The 22,515-nt window shown below is 72.8% G+C and carries 27 protein-coding genes; 14 read left to right on the top strand and 13 right to left on the bottom strand.

The features are described from left to right. The first annotated feature begins 96 nt into the window (after nucleotides 1–96). The 3 genes from ACFW9D_RS23215 to ACFW9D_RS23205 all read left to right on the top strand — a co-directional run bounded on the left by ACFW9D_RS23215 (nucleotide 97) and on the right by ACFW9D_RS23205 (nucleotide 3,399). A complete protein-coding gene (locus tag ACFW9D_RS23215) occupies nucleotides 97–903 on the top strand; it encodes a MerR family transcriptional regulator (RefSeq protein WP_188340333.1) in 807 nt (268 codons plus the stop codon). A gap of 241 nt (nucleotides 904–1,144) precedes the next feature. Further along, nucleotides 1,145–2,647: an NCS1 family nucleobase:cation symporter-1 gene (locus ACFW9D_RS23210; protein ID WP_384624356.1), complete on the top strand. Its 1,503-nt coding sequence runs from the start codon at nucleotides 1,145–1,147 to the stop codon at nucleotides 2,645–2,647. 26 nt (nucleotides 2,648–2,673) lie between these two features. Then, nucleotides 2,674–3,399: an aspartate/glutamate racemase family protein gene (locus tag ACFW9D_RS23205; protein ID WP_384624355.1), complete on the top strand. Its 726-nt coding sequence runs from the start codon at nucleotides 2,674–2,676 to the stop codon at nucleotides 3,397–3,399. Nucleotides 3,400–3,453: 54 nt separating this feature from the next. Here ACFW9D_RS23205 and ACFW9D_RS23200 read toward each other — a convergent pair whose 3' ends face one another. From ACFW9D_RS23200 to ACFW9D_RS23190, 3 genes are all read right to left on the bottom strand, one after another. Further along, nucleotides 3,454–4,242, bottom strand: coding sequence for a DUF4389 domain-containing protein (locus ACFW9D_RS23200; RefSeq protein ID WP_384624366.1), 789 nt, complete (start codon nucleotides 4,240–4,242; stop codon nucleotides 3,454–3,456). A gap of 6 nt (nucleotides 4,243–4,248) precedes the next feature. Continuing rightward, nucleotides 4,249–4,878: a class F sortase gene (locus ACFW9D_RS23195; RefSeq protein ID WP_223206226.1), complete on the bottom strand. Its 630-nt coding sequence runs from the start codon at nucleotides 4,876–4,878 to the stop codon at nucleotides 4,249–4,251. Nucleotides 4,879–4,983: 105 nt separating this feature from the next. After that, entirely contained in the window at nucleotides 4,984–5,520 is a 537-nt protein-coding gene (locus tag ACFW9D_RS23190; protein ID WP_384624353.1) for a hypothetical protein, read from the bottom strand. A 236-nt stretch (nucleotides 5,521–5,756) separates the two neighbouring features. Here ACFW9D_RS23190 and ACFW9D_RS23185 point away from each other — a divergent pair, with 236 nt between their 5' ends. After that, nucleotides 5,757–6,869 (top strand): hypothetical protein, encoded by a 1,113-nt coding sequence (locus tag ACFW9D_RS23185; protein WP_384624351.1) that lies wholly within the window; start codon nucleotides 5,757–5,759, stop codon nucleotides 6,867–6,869. Nucleotides 6,870–6,878: 9 nt separating this feature from the next. Here ACFW9D_RS23185 and ACFW9D_RS23180 read toward each other — a convergent pair whose 3' ends face one another. Together ACFW9D_RS23180 and ACFW9D_RS23175 are read right to left on the bottom strand one after the other, a co-directional pair. Further along, nucleotides 6,879–7,487 carry a LysE family translocator gene (locus tag ACFW9D_RS23180; protein WP_384624350.1) on the bottom strand — a complete coding sequence of 203 codons (609 nt, stop codon included), beginning with the start codon at nucleotides 7,485–7,487 and terminating at the stop codon, nucleotides 6,879–6,881. Nucleotides 7,488–7,632: 145 nt separating this feature from the next. Further along, nucleotides 7,633–8,625, bottom strand: a complete 993-nt coding sequence (locus ACFW9D_RS23175) for an Acg family FMN-binding oxidoreductase (protein WP_384624348.1) — start codon at nucleotides 8,623–8,625, stop codon at nucleotides 7,633–7,635. A 131-nt stretch (nucleotides 8,626–8,756) separates the two neighbouring features. On the opposite strand from ACFW9D_RS23175, the gene ACFW9D_RS23170 reads away from it, so the two are divergent. Next, entirely contained in the window at nucleotides 8,757–9,221 is a 465-nt protein-coding gene (locus ACFW9D_RS23170; protein WP_384624347.1) for a universal stress protein, read from the top strand. Between the two features lie 126 nt (nucleotides 9,222–9,347). Then, nucleotides 9,348–10,406 carry an NAD(P)-dependent alcohol dehydrogenase gene (locus tag ACFW9D_RS23165; protein WP_384624345.1) on the top strand — a complete coding sequence of 353 codons (1,059 nt, stop codon included), beginning with the start codon at nucleotides 9,348–9,350 and terminating at the stop codon, nucleotides 10,404–10,406. Nucleotides 10,407–10,433: 27 nt separating this feature from the next. On the opposite strand, the gene ACFW9D_RS23160 is transcribed toward ACFW9D_RS23165, so the two are convergent. Then, nucleotides 10,434–10,877: a MarR family winged helix-turn-helix transcriptional regulator gene (locus tag ACFW9D_RS23160; RefSeq protein ID WP_188340340.1), complete on the bottom strand. Its 444-nt coding sequence runs from the start codon at nucleotides 10,875–10,877 to the stop codon at nucleotides 10,434–10,436. Nucleotides 10,878–10,969: 92 nt separating this feature from the next. Here ACFW9D_RS23160 and ACFW9D_RS23155 point away from each other — a divergent pair, with 92 nt between their 5' ends. After that, nucleotides 10,970–11,317, top strand: coding sequence for a DoxX family protein (locus ACFW9D_RS23155; RefSeq protein ID WP_384624343.1), 348 nt, complete (start codon nucleotides 10,970–10,972; stop codon nucleotides 11,315–11,317). An 8-nt stretch (nucleotides 11,318–11,325) separates the two neighbouring features. Here ACFW9D_RS23155 and ACFW9D_RS23150 read toward each other — a convergent pair whose 3' ends face one another. Genes ACFW9D_RS23150 through ACFW9D_RS23140 form a run of 3 tightly spaced genes read right to left on the bottom strand, consistent with a single transcriptional unit; the run spans nucleotide 11,326 to nucleotide 14,116 of the window. Further along, nucleotides 11,326–12,300, bottom strand: coding sequence for a TIGR03621 family F420-dependent LLM class oxidoreductase (locus tag ACFW9D_RS23150; protein WP_384624341.1), 975 nt, complete (start codon nucleotides 12,298–12,300; stop codon nucleotides 11,326–11,328). 42 nt (nucleotides 12,301–12,342) lie between these two features. After that, nucleotides 12,343–13,581: a DegT/DnrJ/EryC1/StrS family aminotransferase gene (locus tag ACFW9D_RS23145; protein WP_384624340.1), complete on the bottom strand. Its 1,239-nt coding sequence runs from the start codon at nucleotides 13,579–13,581 to the stop codon at nucleotides 12,343–12,345. Between the two features lie 40 nt (nucleotides 13,582–13,621). Continuing rightward, complete coding sequence (locus tag ACFW9D_RS23140; RefSeq protein WP_384624338.1) at nucleotides 13,622–14,116, bottom strand: VOC family protein; 495 nt, start codon at nucleotides 14,114–14,116, stop codon at nucleotides 13,622–13,624. 236 nt (nucleotides 14,117–14,352) lie between these two features. Between ACFW9D_RS23140 and ACFW9D_RS23135 the strand changes: the two genes are divergently transcribed. The 4 genes from ACFW9D_RS23135 (at nucleotide 14,353) to ACFW9D_RS23120 (ending at nucleotide 16,669) form a co-directional block, all read left to right on the top strand. Then, nucleotides 14,353–14,934 (top strand): TetR/AcrR family transcriptional regulator, encoded by a 582-nt coding sequence (locus ACFW9D_RS23135; RefSeq protein ID WP_384624337.1) that lies wholly within the window; start codon nucleotides 14,353–14,355, stop codon nucleotides 14,932–14,934. 147 nt (nucleotides 14,935–15,081) lie between these two features. Beyond that, nucleotides 15,082–15,822 (top strand): SDR family NAD(P)-dependent oxidoreductase, encoded by a 741-nt coding sequence (locus ACFW9D_RS23130; protein WP_384624336.1) that lies wholly within the window; start codon nucleotides 15,082–15,084, stop codon nucleotides 15,820–15,822. A 38-nt stretch (nucleotides 15,823–15,860) separates the two neighbouring features. Then, nucleotides 15,861–16,268, top strand: coding sequence for a hypothetical protein (locus ACFW9D_RS23125; RefSeq protein WP_384624334.1), 408 nt, complete (start codon nucleotides 15,861–15,863; stop codon nucleotides 16,266–16,268). Nucleotides 16,269–16,411: 143 nt separating this feature from the next. Continuing rightward, nucleotides 16,412–16,669, top strand: coding sequence for a hypothetical protein (locus ACFW9D_RS23120; protein WP_188340348.1), 258 nt, complete (start codon nucleotides 16,412–16,414; stop codon nucleotides 16,667–16,669). Between the two features lie 6 nt (nucleotides 16,670–16,675). Here ACFW9D_RS23120 and ACFW9D_RS23115 read toward each other — a convergent pair whose 3' ends face one another. Then, on the bottom strand, nucleotides 16,676–17,020 hold the full coding sequence (locus ACFW9D_RS23115) for a hypothetical protein (protein ID WP_384624332.1): 345 nt from the start codon (nucleotides 17,018–17,020) through the stop codon (nucleotides 16,676–16,678). A gap of 9 nt (nucleotides 17,021–17,029) precedes the next feature. Further along, nucleotides 17,030–17,629 (bottom strand): TetR/AcrR family transcriptional regulator, encoded by a 600-nt coding sequence (locus tag ACFW9D_RS23110; protein ID WP_384624330.1) that lies wholly within the window; start codon nucleotides 17,627–17,629, stop codon nucleotides 17,030–17,032. A gap of 96 nt (nucleotides 17,630–17,725) precedes the next feature. On the opposite strand from ACFW9D_RS23110, the gene ACFW9D_RS23105 reads away from it, so the two are divergent. Together ACFW9D_RS23105 and ACFW9D_RS23100 are read left to right on the top strand one after the other, a co-directional pair. Next, entirely contained in the window at nucleotides 17,726–18,976 is a 1,251-nt protein-coding gene (locus tag ACFW9D_RS23105) for an NADH:flavin oxidoreductase/NADH oxidase family protein (protein ID WP_384624328.1), read from the top strand. Between the two features lie 45 nt (nucleotides 18,977–19,021). Next, nucleotides 19,022–19,657: a class I SAM-dependent methyltransferase gene (locus ACFW9D_RS23100; protein ID WP_384624326.1), complete on the top strand. Its 636-nt coding sequence runs from the start codon at nucleotides 19,022–19,024 to the stop codon at nucleotides 19,655–19,657. On the opposite strand, the gene ACFW9D_RS23095 is transcribed toward ACFW9D_RS23100, so the two are convergent. Both ACFW9D_RS23095 and ACFW9D_RS23090 read right to left on the bottom strand, forming a co-directional pair. Further along, nucleotides 19,626–20,297, bottom strand: a complete 672-nt coding sequence (locus ACFW9D_RS23095; RefSeq protein WP_384624324.1) for a DUF2238 domain-containing protein — start codon at nucleotides 20,295–20,297, stop codon at nucleotides 19,626–19,628. The two genes, ACFW9D_RS23100 and ACFW9D_RS23095, sit on opposite strands and share 32 nt — an antisense overlap. Before the next feature lie 99 nt (nucleotides 20,298–20,396). Further along, nucleotides 20,397–20,594 (bottom strand): DUF6479 family protein, encoded by a 198-nt coding sequence (locus ACFW9D_RS23090; RefSeq protein WP_384624322.1) that lies wholly within the window; start codon nucleotides 20,592–20,594, stop codon nucleotides 20,397–20,399. Nucleotides 20,595–20,891: 297 nt separating this feature from the next. On the opposite strand from ACFW9D_RS23090, the gene ACFW9D_RS23085 reads away from it, so the two are divergent. Next, nucleotides 20,892–22,394 carry an FUSC family protein gene (locus tag ACFW9D_RS23085; protein ID WP_384624320.1) on the top strand — a complete coding sequence of 501 codons (1,503 nt, stop codon included), beginning with the start codon at nucleotides 20,892–20,894 and terminating at the stop codon, nucleotides 22,392–22,394. Nucleotides 22,395–22,515: the final 121 nt, after the last annotated feature.

Genomic DNA, 22,515 nt, shown 5'->3' with positions numbered 1-22,515 from the left:
CCGGTGGTGCGCATGATGTCCGGGACGACTGGAAGCGGGGCTCGGTGGGGGACGCTTGACCCTCACACCGTGTGAGCCCGTGTACTCGGAGACACCATGTTCACCATCGGAGACTTCGCCCGGCACGGCCGGGTCTCGGTCCGGATGCTGCGTCACTACGACGCGACCGGACTGCTGCGCCCGGCCCATGTCGACCCCGCCACCGGATACCGGCACTACACCGCCGCCCAGCTCGCCCGGCTCAACCGGCTGATCGCCCTGAAGGACCTCGGCTTCACCCTCGCGCAGGTCGGGGAGATCCTCGACGAGAAGGTGGACGCCGGGGAACTGCGGGCGATGCTGAGGCTGCGCCGCGCCGAGCTGGCCGCGGAGATGGCGGCGACGGCGGCCCGGCTCGGCCAGGTCGAGGCGCGGCTCCGGTCCATCGAGAGCGAGGGACTCATGCCCGGCGACGACATCGTCATCAAGCACCTGCCCAGCCGCCGCGTGGCCGAACTGACCGCGGTCGCACCGGACTTCGACACCGTCGGCCCGGTGATCCAGCCGCTGTACGGGGAACTCTTCCGGCGTCTGGAGGCGGCCGGCATCGCACCGACCGGGCCCGGCGTCGCCCGCTACGAGGACGCGCCGGGCGGCGGGATCCTCGTGCACGCGGGCGTCGAGGTGACGGCGGCGCCCCGCGAGGACGACGGCCTGCGGATCCTCGACCTGCCGCCCGTGGAGCGGGCCGCCACTCTCATCCACCGCGGCTCCATGGAGACGGTCCTGCCGGCTGTCCAGATGCTGGCCCACTGGATCGACGCACACGGTCATCGCTCCGCCGGATACCCCACGGAGGTAAACCTGGAGTGCCCCGAGAACCGTGAGGACTGGGTCACCGAACTACAGGAACCCCTGCTCTGACCTGCCCTTTCTCCGCTTCCGGAGGCGTATCCGACCAACCCCGCCGGACCCGTCCGGCGGGGTTATACGCGTCTCCCCGCTTGGTATACAAGGGCGCCCCGTTGTGACTCATGTCACGGAGTTTCCGGCACCTGGAAACCGTTGACCTCCGGAAAACCCACGTCGTAACGTCCAGTTCACATTCTTTGGAACTGTGTTTTCGCACAGCGGAAAATGCACGGCGGAAAGTTGAGGGGTCCCCATGGCCACTGCTCAGCAAAGGCCCCCATCCCAGACGGCGCAGCCGGTCGAGGTCGCGGGTGTCGACATCAGCCCGCGGCTCTACAACAGCGACCTCGCACCGACCAAGACCCAGGGGCGCAGTTGGGGCGCCTACAACGTCTTCACCCTCTGGGGCAACGACGTCCACAGCCTGGGCAACTACGCCTTCGCGATGGGCCTGTTCGCCCTCGGGATGAGCGTGTGGGACATCCTCATCGCCTTCGCCGTCGCGTCCGGCATGCTGTTCGTCCTGCTGAACCTCTCCGGCCGCATGGGTTCGCGCACCGGCGTCCCGTTCCCCGTGATGAGCCGTATCGCCTTCGGCATTCGCGGTTCCAAGCTGCCCGCCGCCGTCCGCGGCGCCGCCGCCATCGCCTGGTTCGGCATCCAGACCTACCTCGCCTCCCAGGTGCTGCGCACCCTGGTGACGGCCCTGTGGCCGGGCGCCGCCGACTACGACAAGAACTCGATCCTCGGCCTGTCCACGCTCGGCTGGATCGCGTTCCTGTTCCTGTGGGCCGTCCAGGTCCTGATCGTCAGCTACGGCATGCAGGCCATCCGCCGGTACATGGCGCTCGCCGCGCCGACCGTCCTGGTCACCGTGCTCGCGCTCGCCGTCTGGATGTTCGTCAAGGCCGACGGCTCCATCGCGCTGGACAACGGCACCCCGTTCCAGGGCGGCACCCAGTGGCTGCACATCTTCGAGGCCGCCGCCCTGTGGGTCGTCGTCTACGGCACGTTCGTCCTCAACTTCTGCGACTTCACGCGGTCCGCGAAGTCCAACCGCGCCATCTCCCGCGGCAACCTCATCGGCATCCCGGTGAACATGCTGTTCTTCGCCGCGATCGCGGTCGTGCTCAGCGGCGCCCAGTTCCGCATCGACGGCCAGGTCATCACCAGCCCCACCCAGGTCGTCCAGGACATCCCCAGCACGATCCTGCTGGCCCTCGCCTGCCTCGCCCTGCTGATGCTGACGGTCGCCGTCAACCTCCTGGCCAACTTTGTCGCGCCGGTGTACATGCTGGTCAACATGTTCCCGCAGCGCCTCACCTTCCGTAGCGCCGGCGTCGTCAGCGCCGTCATCGGCCTCGTGATCCTGCCCTGGAACCTGTACGACAGCCCGGTCGCCGTCACGTACTTCCTCGGCGGACTCGGCGCCCTGCTCGGCCCCGTCTTCGGCATCGTCATGGCCGACTACTGGCTGCTGCGCAAGGCCCAGATCCACGTGCCGCACCTGTACACCGAGCACCCCGAGGCCACGTACCACTACCGGCGCGGCGTCAACATGAAGGCCGTCGGCGTCTTCGTACCCGCCGCCGTCATCTCCGTGATCATCGCGCTCGTCCCGGCCTTCACCGGCATCGCGGGCTTCTCCTGGTTCATCGGCGCCGGCATCGCCGCCGCGCTGTACTGGGCCGTGAACGACCGCAAGCAGACTTTCGAGCACGTCGACGGCGAGAGCATCGCCGTCGCCGCCGAATGATCCACACCCCTTGGAGTACGACCCCCATGCGCATCCTCGTCGCCAACGTCAACACCACCGAGTCGATGACGAAGGGCATCGCCGAGACGGCCCGCGCCGTCGCGGCGCCCGGCACCGAGATCGTGCCGCTCACACCGGACTTCGGACCGGAGTCCTGTGAGGGCAACTACGAGAGCTACCTCGCCGCCATCGCCGTCATGGAGAAGGTGCGCGCCTACCCCGAGCCCTTCGACGCCGTCATCCAGGCCGGCTACGGGGAGCACGGCCGCGAGGGCCTCCAGGAACTGCTCGACGTCCCCGTCGTCGACATCACCGAGGCGGCCGCCAGCACCGCGCAGTTCCTCGGCCACAAGTACTCGGTCGTCACGACCCTCGACCGGGCCGTGCCGCTCATCGAGGACCGGCTCAAGCTCGCCGGGCTCACCGACCGGCTCGCCTCCGTGCGCGCCAGCGGCATGGCCGTCCTCGAGCTCGAGAGCGACCCGGACGCCGCCGTCGCCGCGATCGTCGAGCAGGCCGCGGCCGCCGTCGAGCAGGACCACGCCGAGGTCATCTGCCTGGGCTGCGGCGGCATGGCGGGCCTGACCGAGCAGGTCGTCGCCCGCACCGGCGTCCCCGTCGTGGACGGCGTCGCCGCCGCGGTCACCATCGCCGAGTCGCTGGTCCGCCTGGGCCTGACCACGTCGAAGGTGCGCACCTACGCGCCGCCGCGCCCCAAGGCGATCCGCAACTGGCCGCCGCGCACGTCCTGAACGAACCCGGCCGCACCTGACCGCGGCCGTCCCCCTGCGGCTCTCACCGGAGCGCTACGGCGCCGTCCGGTGGGAGCCGTACGGGTCGGTGCTGCCGTCGTCGTCGTAGTCCACGGTGCCGCGGACCACCTGGCCCACGAGGCCGAGCAGCAGGAAGATCACCAGGAGCACCTTGGCGGAGGTGTCGAGCAGCAGCGGCCGGGTCCCGGAGCGGACCTCGGCGGGCGGCTCCGGAGCGTCCCCGAACAGGCCCTTCGGGTAGGCCGGGGTCAGCAGGTGCCAGTACGCGGCCGTGCGGAAGCTGTAACGCGCCACGGCGGCCGTCGCGGCGTACAGCGGCTCGGGCAGCCGCCCCAGAACCAGTGTGATCAGCCAGAACACCCAGCACAGCGCGGCCCAGCCGCTCTGGGCCAGCGAGGTGAGGATCGCCGCGGGGATCACCAGGATCAGCCGGAACAGCACCGCGAGCCGGTTCAGCGGCGTCGGGCGCAGTTCGATCTGCACGGGGTGGTCCGGCGCCGAGAACGCGAACGGCGGGTACCGGTCCACGAGGAGCGCCGCGCTCGCGTTCACCCGGGTCGTGTACACGAGCACCGATCCGAGGAAGCGGTAGATCCCGTCGGGCAGCCGGCCCAGGAACAGCGCCGCGAACCAGCCGGCGATCGCCACGAACACCGCCGCGATCGTCAGCACCGCCAGGACGACGAACTGCGGGAGCAGCAGCAGCCAGCGCAACAGTACGGTCCACCGGCGCTGGCGCCCCGGCGGCGGGATGTCCAGGACGGGCAGGAACTCGACGCCGGTGCCGGGGGCGGGGCGGGGGTCCCAGGTTGCGGCCACGATGCCTCCTCAGGAGGAGAGATGGGCGGTGACGACGACGTTGCCCTTGTACCGTCCGCGCTCCTCGTCGTAGCCGCCACCGCAGGTGATCAGCCGGAGCTCGGGGCGGCCCGTGTCGCCGTACACCTTCCGGTCGGGGAAGTCGTCGGACGCGTACACGTCCACGGAGTCGACGGTGAAGCGGGCGGTGCGGTGGTCGGACCGCGTGATGTCGACCGTCGTGCCGGGCTTCAGCGCGCCGAGCCCGTAGAACACGGCCGGGCCGTCCGGGATGTCGACGTGACCGGCGACGATCGCGGTGCCGCGCGTGCCCGGGACCGGGCCGTCCGCCCACCATCCGGCGAGGTTGTCGTCGTCCTCCGGCGGGGCGGCGAGCCGGCCGTCGTCCTGGAGCCGCAGCTTCGTCAGCGGCGCGTCCACGTGCAGCTCCGGGATCACCACGCGCAGCGGCCGGGCGGCGGGCATCGGCGCGACGGCGCGTCCGCTCGCCACGGCCCTGGCCCCGGCGCCCGGCTGCGGCGGCCCGGACTGTGCGTCCGCCACCGTGAACGCGAACGCGCCCGCCGCGACCAGACTCACGACCAGCCCTTCGCCGGCCCGGCGCAGCCGTGACCCGCGTGAGCGGTGGGCATCGGGCACGGGCTGACTCCTGGGTGAACGGGCGGGGCGGACACCGGACGGGTCCGGCGCCGCCGTACGCGTCGTCGGCGGTACGGCGGCGCCAGGACCTCGCGCGGGGACGGATCAGTTCTGACGGCTGCCGCGGCGGCGCAGGGCGAAGCCGGCGGCGGCCGCGAGGGCCAGGCCGCCGGTCGCGGCCAGCGCGGGCACGCCCGCCGGATCGGTGCTCGTCGAGCCCGAGCCGGTGTGCATGGCACCGCTCGGCTTGTCCTTCATCGGCGCGGTCGGCATCGGCTTCGCGGGAGCGGTGTGCTTCGGCACGGGCTTCGGGGTCGCCGGGGACGTGGGCGAGGCGGACGTCGACGGGGAGGCCGACGGGTTCGCCACGGTGTCGCCGCACAGGCGCTGTGCCTCGGAGGCCGTGGAGTTCGCGTTCTGCTCGCCCGCCGCGAGCTGCTCCTTGGTGACGTTGACGTGGTCGCCGCCGTCGTACTGCTTCTTCATCGCGTCGTAGTCGGCCTGGGCCTCGACCGCCTTCGACTTGGCCTCCTCACAGCCGGCCGGTGAGCCCGCGCCGGCGGCGTGCGCGGCCGTCGGCGCGGCGAGCAGCAGGGCGGAGCAGGCGAGCACGGTGCCGGTGGCTATCTTCAGCGAACGCATCAGGGATTCCTCCAACGGATCCAGCGGGGGAGGCGGTCGCGCGGCACGTCGTGCGCCGCAGTCGGGACCGCCGCCCACGACCCAACCCGCCGCCCGCCGGACACGCAGTCCCGGCGGCCCGCTCCGCCGCCGGTCGGCCGTCCGCACGGCGGTAAACCGGTGCAGGTCAGTGCCGCCGGTGTGGTTCCTTGGGGTGAAGTCCGGCGCGCCTGCGCCGAACAGGGGGGAGGACCTGCTTGTACGTCTTCGAGTGCGCGGGATGCGGAGCGGAGCTCACGGTGCCGCTGAGCCGCGTCGCGCTGCCCGTCCACGCCCACCAGAAGTACGGGAACGGGATCCAGCTCCCGGTGCTCATGGAACCCGGCACGTTCGCCGTCGACCGCGAGCCGTCCGGACCGCCCTGGCGGGTCTGGGAGGACCTCGCCCCGGGCGAGGCCGCCGCCCGGGGCATCCACGCCCCCGTGTACCACCTGTCGTTCGGGGCGCCCGGCGCGGTCGTCCTCGCCCCCGGCGACGTGCGCGGCACCGCACTCGTCCCCGAACGGGCCGGGGGTTACTGCTGCGGCCTCGACGGCGCCGACGGGCCGAACATGGCCTGCGTCGCGTGCGGCCTGGCCGTGGCGACCCGGATCGACGACTGCTCCCTGTGGCAGGCGGTGTGGCTCGCGCCCGAGGCCGTGCGCCGCCGCCGGGTCGAGGGCACCGACACGACGCCTCCGACCTGGGCCGAGCTGCTGGCCGAGGACCGGCGCACGTCACCGTTCCAACCGCGCGCCGACTGGGCGGCGACCCCCGGGACCCGGCGCTGGTGGGCCTGGAACCCGGAATGGGAGGCGGCGGCGGGCCGCGCCCTGGCCCACTTCCTGGCCGCGTCCGAGGGCCGCCCCGTGACGATCCTGAACGGCGGTCCGCTCGTGGCGACGGTCCTTCAGCGCGGCCTCGACATCCTGCTCCCGGCGCGGGGCACCGCCCGCGGGGCGGCGCTGGCGGGCCCCGGCGTCCCGCCACCGCCCGACCCCGTCGACATCCTGATCGTGCCGACCCATTCCCGTACGGGCGTCCTGTGGTCCCCCGGCACCCCCGGCGCGGTCCACCGCGTCCCGCTCCCCTTCGGCGTCTGGCTGGAGCTGGCCTTCCCGTCGGCGCACCTGCCGGTCCCCGCGTCGGGCCGGCTCCCCGACGGCGTCCTGCGCGACGACCCGGCACCTCCGTCGGCCGCCCGCCACCCCTTCCGCGCGGACCCGCAGGCGTTCCGCGAGGCCCTGGTCCGCCGCCCGGAGGTCCGCACCCCGTGGCTGAGCGAACTGCTCACGCACCTGACCCGCGAGATCCACCTGCGCGTCTTCTGAGCCGCCGGCTCACAGGCGCGAGGGAGCGGAGCGGTCGAAGAGCAGCCCGGCGGCGAAGCCGAGGAAGGCGACCCCCGTGACCTGTTCGAGGCGGCGCCGGAACGCGGGCCGGCGGACCCGCTCGCCGAGCGTGGAGGAGGCCCGGGCCAGCATCCAGTACCAGAGCGCGAGTTCGACCACGTCGACGGCCGTGAGGAGCAGCGTCGTACCGAACAGCCCCGCGCCCGGCGGCACGAACTGCGGGATCAGGCTCATGTAGAACACCCCGGCCTTGGGGTTCAGCAGATTCGTCGCCACCCCGCGCCGGAACGCCACCGCCCGCCCGCGGCCGGCGCCGCCCACCCCGTCCGGTTCGGCCGAGTCCGCCCGGCCGCGCCGCAGCGCCGAGACCCCGAGGAACACCAGATACAGGGCACCGCACACCCGCAGCACGTCGTACGCGGCCCGGGACGCGGTGAGCAGAGCCGTCAGCCCCGCGGCGGTGGCGACCCCCCACCCCGCACACCCGACGAGCACGCCCAGCGCGGCGGCGCCCCCGACCCGCCGCCCCTCGGCGACCGAGGCCCGCACGACGAGCAGCGAATCGGGCCCGGGGGCCACATTGATCAGCAGCGCCACTCCGGCGAAGGCGAGGACGGCGGTGAACAGGTCGGTGTGCGTTCGGGGCCCCCTGAGGCAGTGGTCGGACGGACGGCGCGAGCACGTGCTCCTTCAGGGTGGACCGGCGGCGGGCCACAGATCCAGGGGGCGGCCGCCCCGGATCTCACCCCTCGAAGGACAGCACCTCCGTGACCGGGCGGCGAGGGGTGGCGCGGCCTCGGGGGCCGTAGCCGAGGCGGAGGATGATGTGGACGTGGCCGGTCGTGGAGGAGGGGTCGCGGGTCAGGGTGCGCAGTTCGGGCCACTCCATGGGCTGGGACATCAGGGACGTGGAGAGGCCGTCCAGGGTGGCCTGGAGGAGGACGTGCTGGAGTGCCTGGCCGGCCCGCAGCCAGTCCGTCGGGCCGTCCTCTGCCGTGCCGAGCAGGGCGATCTGCGGATGCTTCTCGAAGGGTTCCGCCGTGCGGCCCGTGACCTGACGCCCCGTGTCGAAGTCCCGTACGGGGGAGGTGACGTCGTACTGGCGCGGGCCGAGCGCGTAGGCGGGGATCCCCTCGTCCGACAGGGCCTCGTCCGACGCCCCGGTGCGTGTCCACGCCGCGATCTCGGTCCGTACCGACTCGTCCGCCGCCTCGAACAGCTCCGAGGTGCGGATGAGGCCCATGACCGTCTCCGTGTGCCAGGCGCCCGGCACGACGAGCTTGCAGCCCTCCAGGAGGGCGGCCGCGCCCAGCCCGTCCAGAATCTCCGGCGGCACCTGCTCCTCCGTGAACGGGTACCGGCTCGTGTGCCGCTCGCGCAGCGCCGGATGCAGCACGGCCAGCTCGTCCTCACCGGAGCCGGCCTCCTCGAACCGGACGTCGGCGACACGCCACGGATCGGCCGGATCCGGGAGCAGCTCCACCACGGCCCGCAGCCCCCGCTCCGCCGCGGCCACCCGCAGCGCGAACAGGGCGGCCCCACATCCGAGGTGCAGCGCCCGGTGGTCCGGGTCCTCCCGGGGCAGCTCGCGCGCCGGGTCACCGCGGAGCTCCAGGGTGCCGGAGTCCTCCCGGTGCACGAATCTCCACGGCTGCGCGTTGTGCATCGACGGGGCCGTGACGGCGTCCTCGACGAGCGAGGTCACGACGGAGCGGGGCACAGAGATGGTGGTCACGATTCCTCCCGTCTCGGGCACGAGACATTCATTGTCCCTCTTGTGCCCGTACGGGGCTTTCATATGGCAGTGCGCTCGTTTCTCGACCAGGCTGGAAGGAGGCATCCAGAAGGTCCAGAAGGGACGCGGCCATGGACACGCAAGAGCGGGCGGCACGGATCGTGGTGGGCGTGGACGGGTCGCCCTCCTCGCAGGCCGCGCTGCGCTGGGCCGTGCGGTACGCCGGGCTCGTCGGAGGGCAGGTCGACGTGGTCACCGCGTGGGAGATTCCCGGTGAGGCGTCGTGGTCGGCCCCGGCGGCGGACGGCGAGTTCGACCAGGAGGACGCCGAGCAGCGCCTGCTCGAGGAGGTCAGGACGGTGCTGGGCCGCGAGGCCGGTGCCGGTGACGCGGGCCCGCCCGTGCACGAGCGCGTGGTGCACGGCCACCCGGCCGCGGTACTGGTCGAGGCGTCGGAGGGCGCCGATCTCCTGGTGGTGGGCAGTCACGGCCGCGGCGCGTTCCGTAGGGCCCTGCTCGGTTCGGTGAGCCAGCAGGTGACGCAGCACGCCTCCTGCCCGGTGACGATCGTGCGCCAGGACCTGCCGGGCACCTGACCCCGCGGGCCACGGCCGATGCGCGGCGCTCTGTACCCCTCGACCGTCCACCACTACGTTCGCCGCGAGCATGCCGCCGCAGACGCGGGCCGTCGCAGGCGGCGACGAACAAGGACGGTGACCGCCGTGAGCCGTACCACCATGCGCGCCTATCGCATTCCGGAGTGGGAACATCCCGCCGAAGTCGTCGACGTGCCCGTTCCCGAACCCGGGCCCGGTCAGGCGCTGGTCGAGGTCGCCGGCTGCGGCCTGTGCCACTCCGACTTCACGATGCTGGGCATGCCCGCCGAGTTCGGCCGCGCCCTGGGCTGGTCCATACCCTTCACACTCGGGCACGAGACGGCCGGCCGCATCGCCGAACTGGGCGCCGGCGTCACGGGGTTCGCCCCCGGCGACCCGGTCGCCCTCGTTTCCCCCGCGTCCTGCGGCACCTGTGCCTACTGCGTGCGCGGCCTGGACGCCAGCTGCCCGAACGCCCCGGCGGGGCGTGGCTTCGGGCGCGACGGCGGCCTCGCCGAGTACGTGCTCGTCGACGACCCGCGCGCCCTGCTGCCCCTGGGCGGACTCGATCCGCGCACCGCGGGCCCGCTCACGGACGCCGGGGCCACCTCGTACCACGCGGTGCGGCGCGCGGCGCCCCGGATCCGGCCCGGCGGCACCGCCGTCGTCATCGGCGCGGGCGGACTCGGCGCGTTCGCGGTCCAGTTCCTGTGCCTGCTCACCGGCGCCCAGGTGGTCGCCGTCGACACCGACGAGGCCCGCCTGAAGGTGGCCGCGGAACTGGGCGCGCACGCCACGCTCGTCGGCACCACGGAAGGGACCGCGGCAGAGATCCGTGCGCTGACGGACGGTCACGGCGCCGACGCCGTACTCGACTTCGTAGGAGTGGACGCCACGATCGCGGCGGGCGTCGCCGCGGTCCGCCCCGCGGGCGCCTTCGGGCTGGTCGGCGCCGCGTCGGGCCGCCTCCAGTCACCCTGGTACGGCGGACTGCCTCGGGACGGCGAGGTGTTCACCTTCCAGGGCAGCGGCATCGCCGACGTCCAGGAGGTGCTGCGGCTCGCCGAGGCCGGCCGCGTCCGCAACAACGTCGACCTCTTCCCGTTCGCCGAGGTCGAGGCGGCGTACAAGGCGCTGCACGACGGCACCCTCCAGGGCCGCGCCGTCGTCACCTTCGGGCACTGACGGGCCGCGGGGCGCCCGGATCCCTCGCTATTCGCCGCACTCGTGCGAGGCCGGATCCACCACGACACGGTCGAGCAGGCCCCGCAGCAGGGTCTGCTCGGCCTCGGTGAGATCGCCGAACAGTTCGCGCTCGGCCACGCTCACCGCCTCGTCGATCCGCTCCAGGGCCTCCTGGCCGGCCGGGGTGATCTCCACGATGTGACGCCGCCGGTCGGCCGGGTCACGGCGCCGCTCGCACAGCCCCGAGGACTCCAACTCGTTGAGGATCGCGACCAGTTGGCTGGGGTCGACCTCCATCGTGACGGCCAGCTCGCGCTGGCTGGTGGCGCCCGGCGCGAGGTGCATCAGGGTCATCGCGTTGCGCGGGTGCAGCCCGGCGACGGCCACGGCGGCGCGAATGCGCGCACCGGTGAGCTCTCCGCGGAAGGAGAGGAGGAATCCGAGGCGGTCGTTCGGGTGCGCTGCTGCCATGCCGTCCACGGTAACAGCGGGTTCATTATGGATCGACATAAATCATTGTTACTCTTCAACGGTTGTCGTCCCCAGATCGTTGGAGTGTTCCCATGTTCATCGGCTATGTGATCGTCGCCGCGCTGCTCGCGCTCGCCTGTGCCGGGTCCGCCTTCGCGACCTTCAGCCGCAATCCGCAGGTCGTGAGCGGCATGACGAAGGTGGGCGTGCCCGACTCCTGGCTGCCCTGGCTCGCGACCGCGAAGGCGGCGGGCGCGCTCGGCCTGCTGGCCGGCCTGGCCGTCGCGCCGCTCGGCGTGGCGGCCGCAGTCGGCCTGGTGCTCTACTTCGTCGGCGCGGTGATCTCCCACGTGCGCGTGAAGGACTTCGCGATGGCCCCGGTCGTCGTCCTGACCCTGCTGGCCGCGGCCGCACTGGTGCTGCGCATAGCCTCCGCCTGATTCCGCGCTCAGAGCCCCGCGTCCGGCGCGGCCAGCGCCGCGGCCAGCGGGGCGACGGTACGGGGATCGGCGGCGCCGAAGTCGACGTAGTCGAGCCCGAGGTCCCGCTGCCGCTGCCGGAGCTGCTCGACACACTCCTCCACGGTGCCGACCAGCAGCCCCGTCGAGCGCCGGCCCACCTCCGGGTCGACCCCGTAGGCCCGGCACACCTCGGCGAGCGCCGCCGGGGTCCGCCGCGGGCTGTCGACCACCCGGCAGGTCCAGGTGACCGACAGGTAGGAGAGGCCGTCGGGGTCGCGCCCGGCCCGCTCGGCGGCCTCCCGCACCCAGCCGATCTTGGCCGCCATCCGCTCCGGCACCATGTCCTCGATGACGGCCGCGTCGTACGCGGTGCCGTGCCCGAGGTTCGAGTGGATGCCGGCGATCTGCGCGTGCCGCCCGGCCAAGGCGAGCATCCGCTTCCCGCCGCCGCCGATCACCAGCGGGGGATGCGGCGTCTGCACGGGGGCCGGCGACCCGGTCAGCCCCGACACCGTGTAGTGCGGGCCGCTGTGGTGGACCGGGCGGCCGCCGAACAGCGCCTTGACGAGGTCCACCGACTCCGTGAGCCGGTCCACCCGCAGTCCCGGCGGGTCGAAGGGCAGGCCCGCGGCCGCGTACTCGGCGGCGAGATAGCCCGCCCCCAGGCCCAGGTCGAGCCGCCCGCCGGACAAGGCGTCGACGGTGGCCATCGCGTGGTGGGTGATCACCGGATGGCGGTAGTCGTTGCACAGGACCAGCGCCATCAGACGCAGCCGCCGCGTGCTCGTCGCGAGGGAGGCCAGCGTGGCCACGGGATCCTGCACGCCCGCCTGGAAGTGATCGGACACCGAGACGGCGGTCAGGCCGCTCTCGTCGAGCAGGCGCAGCCGACGCCGCCAGGCGTCCACGTCCCGTCCGATCGGCGGTGCGTACACGGCGGTTCTGATGGGAGGAGTCGGCATGGCCTGGACCTCGGAGCCTTTCCGGTGCGGGGGAGCGGTGGGTCAGCGCCGGGCGGTGCCGGCCCCGGTGGCGGAGGCGAAGCGCGAGGCGAACGCGTGGATGCTCGCCACCACGTGATCGAGCTCCTCGTCCGTCGTGCCGTGGCTCATGCCCAGCGACATCCCGCGCTCGAACACCGCGTCGGCCTCGGGCAGCCCGCCCTCGGGGACGCGGTGTTCGACGCCCCGCATCATCGGGTGCCGGGTGATGTTCCCGCTCCACACGGTGCGGGTGTCGATGCCCGCCGACTCCAGGGACTCCTGGAGGTCACCGCGCGCGAAACCGGCGTCGGGCCGGACCGTCACCGGGTAGCACAGCCACGCGGTGTGCCAGTCGGGCAGCTGGCGCGGCAGCGAGAACAGCGTCGGGTACGCGCCGAACGCGTTCGTGAACGCCTCGAAGATCTCCGCCCGGCGCTTGAAGTTCTGGTCGAGCTTCTTCAGCTGCTGCAGACCGAACGCGGCCCCCAGCTCGGAGGGTTCGAAGTTCCACGGCAGCACGTCGAAGATGAAGTCGTTGTCGTACGCGACTCCGTCGAGGTCCTCGCGGAACACCCGGCCCGTCCGCGCCGAACCGAACAGGTGCGGCTCGGAGCGACGCCCCCACCGGCGCAGCATCAGAGCCTTGTCGCGCAGCGCCTCGTCGTCCAGGCACACCATGCCGCCGTTGCCGGCGCAGGTGACGATGTGCGCCATCGCGAAACTCGTGACGGTGATGTCCGAGCGGCTGCCCGTCCTGGTGCCGCGCAGTGTGGTGCCGATGCAGTCGCAGGAGTCCTCGATGACCTTCAGCCCGTGCCGGTCGGCGATCTCCCGGACGGCGTCCCAGTCGGGTGCGTTGCCCGCCAGATTGGGGATGAGGACGGCCTTCGTCCGCTCGGTGACCAGCTCCTCGATCTTGCTCACGTCCACGTTGTACGTGTCCGGCTCCACGTCCACGAAGACGGGCACCCAGCCGCCGCGCACGATCGGCCCGACGTCCGTGGAGAAGGTCAGGGGTGAGGTGATGACCTCCGCGCCCTTGGGCAGGTCGAGCAGTTCCAGGGCGAGATAGAGGGCGGAGGAGCCGGAGTTGCACATCACGCCGAGGCGCTTGCCGTACAGCTCGGCGACGGTCGCCTCCATCTCCGCCACGTTCTTGCCGATCTTCAGGCCGAACGGGCCGCCGCGCAGCACCTCCAGGCAGGCGTTGATCTCGGCGTCGTCGTGCACACTGCGGGCGTAGACCACACGCGGGCTCATGGGTTGCTCCTTCGCTGGTGACAGATTTCTCGGGTGCGGATCAGAGAGCCGGGGGCGTCGTCGTGGGACGCCCGCGCTCCAGTCGGTCGGCGAGCCTGGCGGCGAGGCTTCGGTCGAGGAGTTCGAAGACCTGGCCGAGCGGGTCCCGGTGGTACGTGGCGCCGGCCGGGCTGATCCCGTCCCGCACCCCGGCCATCCACACCGGCGCCCCCGCCTCCTGCGCCGCGCGGGCCGCGGCCGGCAGGTCGTCCACCACGAAGCCGAGGTGGTGGATGCCCGGCGCCGCCCGCCAGATCTCGGATCCCGGTACCTCACGCAGGAGTTCGAGATGCGGCGCGCCGCCGGCCGAGAGCCCGATGCGCTGTGTCCCGGAGTGCTCGACCCCGCCGATCCGGCAGGCGAACCGTGTCTCGTCGAAGACCGTCACGGACAGGCCGTAGATCCGCTGGACGTCCTCGGCGGCCTTCTCGATGTCCGCCACGACCACGCCGACGTGGTGCAGATCGGCCAGGGACCAGTACTGCGCGAGTGACATCGGCGCCCCTCTCCTCCCGGGCCGTCGCGGCCCGTCGGAAAGCAGTAGTAGTGCCGATTGAACGCTTGGTCAACGGGATGTCCCACGCAGTGGGACACCGGTCAGGGCGTGGCCATTCCACTCAACTACCCAGGTCAGAGCCATCTTTGGAGGGATTTCGAGTGAACCGATTGACCTCCGTGCGGGAAGCCGTCTAGCTTCCGTTGAGCAAGCGATCAATCAAGTGGAGGACACAGATGCCCACTGTCGAGATCCGCCGGGCGGACATCCTGAAGGCCTCCGCGGAGCTGTTCGCGGCCAAGGGCGTCGCGACGACCACGGTGCGCGCCATCGCGTCCCAGGTCGGGGTCCGGTCCGGTGCGCTGTACCACTACTTCCCGTCCAAGGACGCGATCGTCCAGGAGCTGCTGCACACCTACGTACGGGAGCTGAAGGCCCGTTACGACGAGGAAGCGCCCCGCAGCCTCGAGCCCCGAGCCCGGCTCCGGGCGATCGTCGAGGTCTCGCTGCGCACCGCGGCGGACGATCCGCACACCACCACGGTGTACCAGAGCGAACTGACGAACCTCCGTGATGTGCCGGAGTACCGGCACATCAAGGAGCTGGCCGACGAGGCGCAGCAGTGCTGGCTGGAGGCCATCGACGACGGCAAGCGGGCCGGCGTGTTCCGGGACGACATCCCCTCGAAGGTCTTCCACCGCTTCATCCGTGACGCGGTGTGGCTGTCGGTCAAATGGCGCCACCCGGAGGACGCGTACACGAGCGAGGACCTCGCCCGGGACTGCATGGCGATCTTCCTCGACGGCTTCGCGGCCTGACCCGGACCGAACGCGACGCACGATCGCGACGCACGAACGCGACGCACGATCGCGACGCACGATCGCGACGCACGATCGCGACGCACGAACGCAACGAACCAACGCAACGAACCAATGCAACGAACGAACCGACGAAGGGGTGGAGTTGTGACGGAGCAGCTGGTCGACCTGACGGGCAAGATCGTCGTCGTCACCGGAGCCGCGCAGGGCCAGGGGGCGGAGCACGCCCGGCTGTGCGCGCGGCTCGGAGCGCGCGTGGTCCTCACGGACCTGGAGGCGAGTGCCGCGCGGGCCGTCGCGGACGAGATCGGCCCGGCGGCGCTGGGACTCGCGCTGGACGTCGGCAGCGAGAACGCGTGGCGCGAGGTCATGGAGGAGGTCCGAGAGCGGTTCGGCCGCGTCGACGTGCTGGTCAACAACGCGGCGGCCTACCGGAAGGTGCCGCTCGCCGAGCTGAGCGAGAAGGAACTGCTGACCACCCTGCAGATCAACCTCGTCGGCCCGATCCTCGGGATCAAGGCCGTGACCCCGCTGATGAGCGAGCACGGCGGATCCGTCATCAACATCTCCTCCACCGCGGGCCTGAACGGATACGCGGGCGGTCTCGCCTACAGCGCCTCCAAGTTCGGGCTGCGCGGTGCCTCCAGGTCGGCGGCCAAGGAGCTCGGCCCGCTCGGCATCCGCGTCAACTGCATCTGCCCCGGCGCGATCGACACCGCGATGATCAGCGAGGAGACCCGCTCCGGCGGCGGCGCCGTCGCCCACCTCCCGATCCCGCGCCCGGGCCGCCCCGCCGAGGTCTCCGCGCTCGTCGCCTTCCTGGCCAGCGACGCGGGCAGCTACTGCACGGGCCAGGACTTCGTGGTGGACGGCGGTCAGACGGCCTGAGCGCGAGGGGCGCGGGCCCGGCCTTCTAGGCCGGCGCCATGGACGACGGGCTCACGCACGAGGCAGGCGCCTTCCTCAACTTCCGGCACTACGCCCGGGACCCGAAGGAGCACGGCTTCCGGTGGGTCGACATCAAGCACCTCCACGGCGCCGCCCGCTCCCTTCCCCCGCGCGACGAGGAACTTCTGGCCGTCTCCCGGGAAACGGCGGCGCGGATCCTTGAGGAGTGGGTGGACCCGCAGTGGGATCCGCCCGCCGCGCTCCGGGACGATCTGCGCCGCGAGGTGTTCGACCGCCTGGCCGCGGCCGACGCCGTGCACCATCTCGTCGAGCTCGGTGACGAGGCGCTGCACGACTGGGGCGGCGTGCACGGCGAGTTCCACGAGTTCGTGCTCGCCGACCGGGCCGCCGCCCGGGTCACCCTGCTCGTCGCGGCCGACGACTGAGACCGCGGCCCGGTGGCGTGGCCCGGCACGCCACGCCACGAGCTGCGCTCGGGTCGGCATCGGCGCACCCTGGAAGCGTGGCCGGCGCGGGGCGGCGCGCATCCATGCGGGCAGTCCGGGCGGCGGCGGTCGGGACGGTGTTCATGACGTTCTCCGACAAGAGCACACGGGACGGTGCCGAGGAACAGGCCCGGCAGGCGATCGAGCGGGGCGCCCATGTCCTCGTCTACAAGTTCATCGACCCGATCACCGACAGCTTCGTCACCGCGCCGATGCTCGGCATCTCCCCCCAGATCGAGGCGGTCGAGGCGCTCGGCTGGCAGCTCGACCGCTTCAGCGCGGTGGAGGGCAAGGTCGGCGACGGCGAGCACATCGCCGTGATCTGTCTCTTCCGGCGCTGACCCGGATCAGCCGGTCTCCAGCGCGTCGGCCTGCCGGCGCAGGTCCGCGGCGATGTGGTCCCAGTCCGGCCCGTGGAGCCACAGGTTCTCGGCGGCCCGGCGCAGCAGCGCCGGCTCGTCGGGCCGCTGCAGCAGCACCAGCCGGTAGGCCAGGTTCCGTACCCAGACCGGCAGCAGGCCGTCCACCGCGTGGGGGCTGAGCTCGTCGAGCATGGCGAGGATCGCGTCCGCGCCCGCGAAGGTCAGCTCCTCGACGAAGCAGTGCTCCCGGTGGTCCGCGTCGCACTCCGGGGTCGGCCGGTACTCGTCCCCGTACAGGCACCGGGCGTGCTCCGTCAGCGTGCTGTGCATCGCTGGGCCTTACGCGCGGGGTGTGCCGGCGGACGCGGAGACCGAGAACAGGGCGTGCACGGAGGCGCCGACCCGGGCGGCGACCACTTCGGGGGAGGACGGGTCGAGCTTGCCGTCCAGGTGAAGGAACGCCAGGCCGTGGACCAGGGCCCACACCGTGGTCGCCAGTGCGTCCGTCTCGCCGGCCCCCGGGAACGCGCCGAGGACGATGCCGTGCACGTACTCCGTGATGGCGGCGGTCGCGGCGGCGCGCTCCGCGTCCGACGGGTCGCAGGGCTCGGCGAACATGGCCCGGAACAGCGCGGGGTGGTCGAGCGCGAACCGGACGTACGCCACGGCGACCGCCGCCAGCTCGTCCGGGCTCGACGGCGTGGGGTGCGCGGCGGCGAGGCTCTCCGCGAGCTCCCCGTACCCCTGCGCGGCGACCGCGGACACCAGCGCCTCGCGGTCCGCGAAGTGACGGTACGGGGCCGTGGCGGACACCCCGGCCCGGCGGGCGACCGCGCGCAGCGACAGCCCGGCGCTCCCGTCCTCCTCCAGCAGCTCGCGGGCCGCGCGCAGACAGGCGGCCCGCAGGTCGCCGTGGTGATAGGCGCCGGTCTGCGACATGGGTCACACCCCTCGATGTTTACGATGCTTACTTTCTCCCTCTAATGTGAGAGGTGTACACATCGTAGGGGGCGGACGAGGAATGAGGGAAACGGGATGACCAGCGAGTTGTTCGCGCCGCTGGCGCTGCGCTCCGGGCAGGTACTGGGCAATCGCATCGCCAAGGCGGCGATGGAGGAGAGCATGGCAGGCGACGGCCAGCTCCCCGACGCGCCGATGCCCGCGCTGTACCGCCGCTGGGCCGAAGGCGGCGCCGGACTGCTGATCACCGGCAACGTGATGGTCCATGCCGAGGCGCTGACCGGCCCCGCCGGAGTCGTGCTCGACGAACACGCGCCGCTCGAACCGTTCGCCGCGTGGGCCGAGGCCGCCAAGTCCGGCGGCGGGGCCGTCTGGATGCAGATCAACCACCCCGGCCGCCAGGTCGCCTCGGGCATGCCCGGCGTCGTGTGGGGCCCCTCCGACCTCGCCGTCTCCCTCGGGAGGCACAGCAGCCGCTTCGGCCGCCCCACCGCCATGACGGAGCGGCAGATCGAGGACACGGTGACCCGGTACGCCGTCACGGCCCGCCGGGCGGAGGAGGCCGGGTTCGACGGCGTCGAGATCCACGCGGCGCACGGCTATCTGCTGTCGCAGTTCCTCTCCCCGCTCGTCAACACGCGCACCGACCGGTGGGGCGGACCGCTGGAGAACCGGGCCCGGATGCTCCTGGACATCGTCCGCGCCGTCCGCGGCGCCGTCTCCCCGTCCTTCGCCGTCGCGGTGAAGCTCAACTCCGCCGACTTCCAGCGCGGCGGCTTCGACGCCGACGACGCGCGGCAGGTCATCGGGATGCTCGCCCCGCTCGGCGTCGACCTCGTCGAACTCTCGGGCGGCAGCTACGAGAGCCCCGCGATGACGGGCCGCCCCGCCGACGACCGCACCCAGGCCCGCGAGGCCTACTTCCTCGACCTCGCCCAGGACCTGGTCGAGACCAGTCCGATCCCGCTCATGCTCACCGGAGGCATCACCCGCCGCGACACCGCGGAGCGGGTCATCGGCAGCGGCGTCGCCGTCGTCGGCATGGGCACGGCGCTCGCCGTCACCCCCGACCTCCCCGCCCGGTGGCGCGACGGCCGCGAGGCCGAGAGCCGCATGGAGCCGGTGACCTGGTCCGACAAGGCCCTCGCCTCGGCCGCGAGCATGGCGAAGGTCCGCCACGCCATGCGGCGCGTGGCCCGCGGCGGCCGCGTCAGGCCCGGCACCCACCCGGCGCTCGCCCTGGTCTGCGAGCAGCGGCAGCAGCGCCGCGCCCTGCGGCGTTACCGGACCTGGCTGTCCGCGGAGCGCGGCGCCACCGGGAACTGACCCGGCGCGCCGCCGGGCCCGCGACCGCCGCCTAGAGTCGTCCTCATGAATCGATGGCAGGAACTGACCGGTGGCGTCTCCGGGGACGAGTACGCCGCGCGGTTCGCGGAGCTGGCCCGCAGCGGCAAGGACGTGCACGGCGAGGCGCGGTTCTGTTCGGCGCTGCTGCCGGCCGGGGCGCGGGTGCTGGACGCCGGGTGCGGGACCGGCCGGGTCGCGATCCGGCTGGCGGAGCTCGGCCACGACTGCGTGGGGATCGACCTCGACGACTCGATGCTCGACGTCGCGCGGGCCCAGGCACCCGGGCTGCCCTGGCACCGCACCGATCTCGCCGCGTTCGACCCGGCCGCGCTCGGCATCGCCGCCGACTTCGACCTCGTGGTCGCCGCCGGCAACGTCTTCCCGCTGCTCGCCCCCGGCACCGAGGCCACCGTCGTCGAGCGCCTCGCGGGTGCCCTGCGCCCCGGCGGTCTGCTGGTCGCGGGGTTCGGCCTGGACGCCGCCCACCTGCCCGTACCGCCGGGCATCACGCTCTCGGAGTACGACGCGTACTGCGCCGCGTCCGGCCTCGCCCTCGTCGACCGGTTCGCCACCTGGGACGCCGACCCCTACGACGGAGGCGGCTACGCGGTCAGCGTCCACACCCGCGTCAGCCCTTCCCCGGAGCCGGCAGACGCGTGAGGCTGCGGTCGTGCGCGCGACGCAGCAGCAGGAGTGAGCAGGTGGCACCGATCAGCGCGCAGAACATGTCCCACTGGGTGTCCCAGACATCGCCCTGCGTGGCCAGGAACGCGTCGGCCGCCTGACCTCCGGTCACGGCCGCCAGCCACTCCAGCATCTCGAAGACGGCGCTGAAGGCCAGGCAGGCGCAGACCGTCAGCGGCGCGAGCCAGCGGCTGCCGCGCAGGGGCGAGGTCCGGACGAGGAGTTCACGGACCAGGATCGCCGGCACGAACCCCTGCATGAGGTGCCCGAAACGGTCGTACGGATTGCGCTCGAGGCCGAACCAGTCACGCACCCAATCGCCCGCGGGCACCTCGGCGTATGTGTAGTGCCCGCCGACGATCAGCACCGTGGCGTGGACGGCGAGCAGCCCGCACAGCAGACCGCTCAGCGGGAACCGCCGGCGCAGCAGGACGAGCAGGGGCAGGCCCAGCATCACCCACACGGTTTCCAGGACCCAGGTGGCCGGGTCCGCGGCGCCGAACGCCGACCCCGCGAGCGCCGCCGCGACGAGCACCGCGAGCACGGCGGGAAACCGGCGGCCGCCGGACGGGACCGCGCGGGACGGCGTTCTGACGGACACGGGGTGGGCGGACATCGCTGGCTCCTCTGCCTGGGCTGTGCCGCCATCCTCGGGCGCGCCCGGGTAACCCCGCGTGAGTACCGCTACTCAACCGCGTGATGAGTGCGCCCGCCGTCACACCGGGTCGTCGTCCCCCGGACGCTTCCAGGAACCGGCCCGCGGCTGCCGGGTCTGTGGTGGATCCGGGCGGCGCGCCAGACGGCGCCGGCTCGTCCACAGCAGCACGAGCAGCGCGATCACGATCAGGACGCCGACGATCGTGAAGAACCAGCTCGCGCCCGTTCCGGCGGCGAGGACAACCGATGTGTTCATGCGGGCCGAGTACCACGCCACGCGCCCACCATGTCCGCGCAGGCTCGCCCCACCCGCGCGGAGCCACTCACTCCGGTCCGCGCCGGGGTCGCGGCGGAGGATGGTCCGTTGGCCCAGGGGTGGCCGAACCCGTCGCGCCGACGCTGGGCCATTGGTTCAGCATTTCGGGGCTCTGTTGAACCGCCTGCCGGGTCGATGGTGCAATGGGCGTGTCGATGGCGCTGCGGATCCTCCGGGGATCTCCGCGGCGCCTTTCTCATGTCGGGGCACGTGCGCGTGCTGAAGGGGCGGGGCAACTTGCTGAAGAGGGCGTTCACGGCGCCGGATCCGGGGCGGATCCGGCTGCGGTTCGCGAGCCGGGCGGTGCTGGGCATCGGCCTGGCCGTCGTGCTGTGCGGGGCGGTCGGACACTCGCTCCAGGCCGCCATCACCGGCGGCCTGGCGGCGCTGCTCGCCCTGTTCACGGTCACCGACGCGACGGTGCGCGGCCAGGCGGTGACGACCGCGCTGCTGCCGGTCGTCGGGCTGCCGGCGCTGGCGCTCGCCGCCGTGCTGCACGACGTGCCCGCCGCCCGTGACCTGGCGTTCCTCGCCACCGTGGGCGCCGGCGTGTACGCCCGCCGCTGGGGCCCGCGCGGCCACTCGCTCGGCGTGTTCGCGTTCATGATGTTCTTCGCCACCCAGTTCCTGCACACCGTGCCGTCCCAGCTGCCCGAGCTGTACGAGGCGGTGCTGCTCTCGCTCGCCGCCGCGGCCGTCATGCGGTTCGGCGTGTGGTGCTACGAGCGGCGGCTGCCGGTTCCGGCGGCGGTCGCGGTGCCGGGCGGGGGCACCGGCCTGAAGCGGATCACGACGCGGCAGGCCGTGCAGGCGACGCTCGGCGCGGCGTTCGCGCTCGGGATCGGGCAGGTGCTGTCCGACCAGCGCTGGTACTGGGCCGTGGGCGCCACCTGGTGGGTGTTCGTGGCGACGACCTCGCGCGGCGAGACCGTCGTGCGCGGCTTCCGGCGCTTCCTCGGCACCGTGCTCGGGATCGTCCTGGGATTCGCGATCGCGGTCCCGCTTCACCACGTGCCGGCCGTCGCGGCCGTGGTCATCGCGATCAGCGTCTTCGGGATCTTCTACACCGCCCATGTCTCGTACACGTGGATGATGCTCGCGGTGACGGTCATGGCCAGCATGCTCTACGGGCTGCTGGGCGTCCTCGATGCCGGGCTGCTCGCTCTGCGGGTCACGGAGACGGCCGTCGGCGCGCTCGGCGCCGTGCTCGCCGTGCTGCTCGTACTGCCCGTGACCACGCACTCCGTGACCGAGGCCTGGGTCGAGCGGGCGCTGCGCTGCGTGCACGCCTGCACCGCGCAGGCCGCCGCCCGGCTGGCCGGCGACCCGGACGCGGACCCGGCGCCGCGCGTCGCCGAGCTGGAGGCGATCCTCGGCCGCGTACGGCTGTCGCTGAGCCCGCTCGTGCACCCGCTGAGCCCGATGAAGGCCCGCAAGGGGCGGGCCCGGCAGATCCTCGCGCTGCTCGACGACTGCGCCCGCGAGGTGCGCGGGCTCGCCTCCGTCGCCGCCGACCCCGAGGCCTCGCACGACGCCCGGCTCGCCGCCGCCTGCTGGCGCGTCGAGGCCGCGGTCGAGGCCCTGACCGCACCGGCCCCGTACCCGCGCGGGCGCGTCGCGACCGCGCCGCACACCGCCGACGGCGAGCCGGTCCTCGCCCATCTGCACGCGCTGGAGCACGCCCTCGTCGAGCTCGCCGTACCGCTGCGCGGAGCGAGCCGGGTGACCCTGGGCGCCTGAGCGCAGCGCGCCCGGCCGATCTGGTCTAGACCCACTGCTACGGTCGGGGGGCGGGGGGGCCCCCCCCGCGGGCGCCCCGGGGCGCCGGGAGGCGGCGCCCGGCCAACCGACCCGCGCCCAA

This window comes from Streptomyces sp. NPDC059524 (assembly GCF_042749255.1).
GTDB lineage: Bacteria > Actinomycetota > Actinomycetes > Streptomycetales > Streptomycetaceae > Streptomyces > Streptomyces xanthii.
The sequence above is the reverse complement of the archived record's forward strand: the minus strand, read 5'-3'. Positions and strand labels throughout refer to the sequence as shown.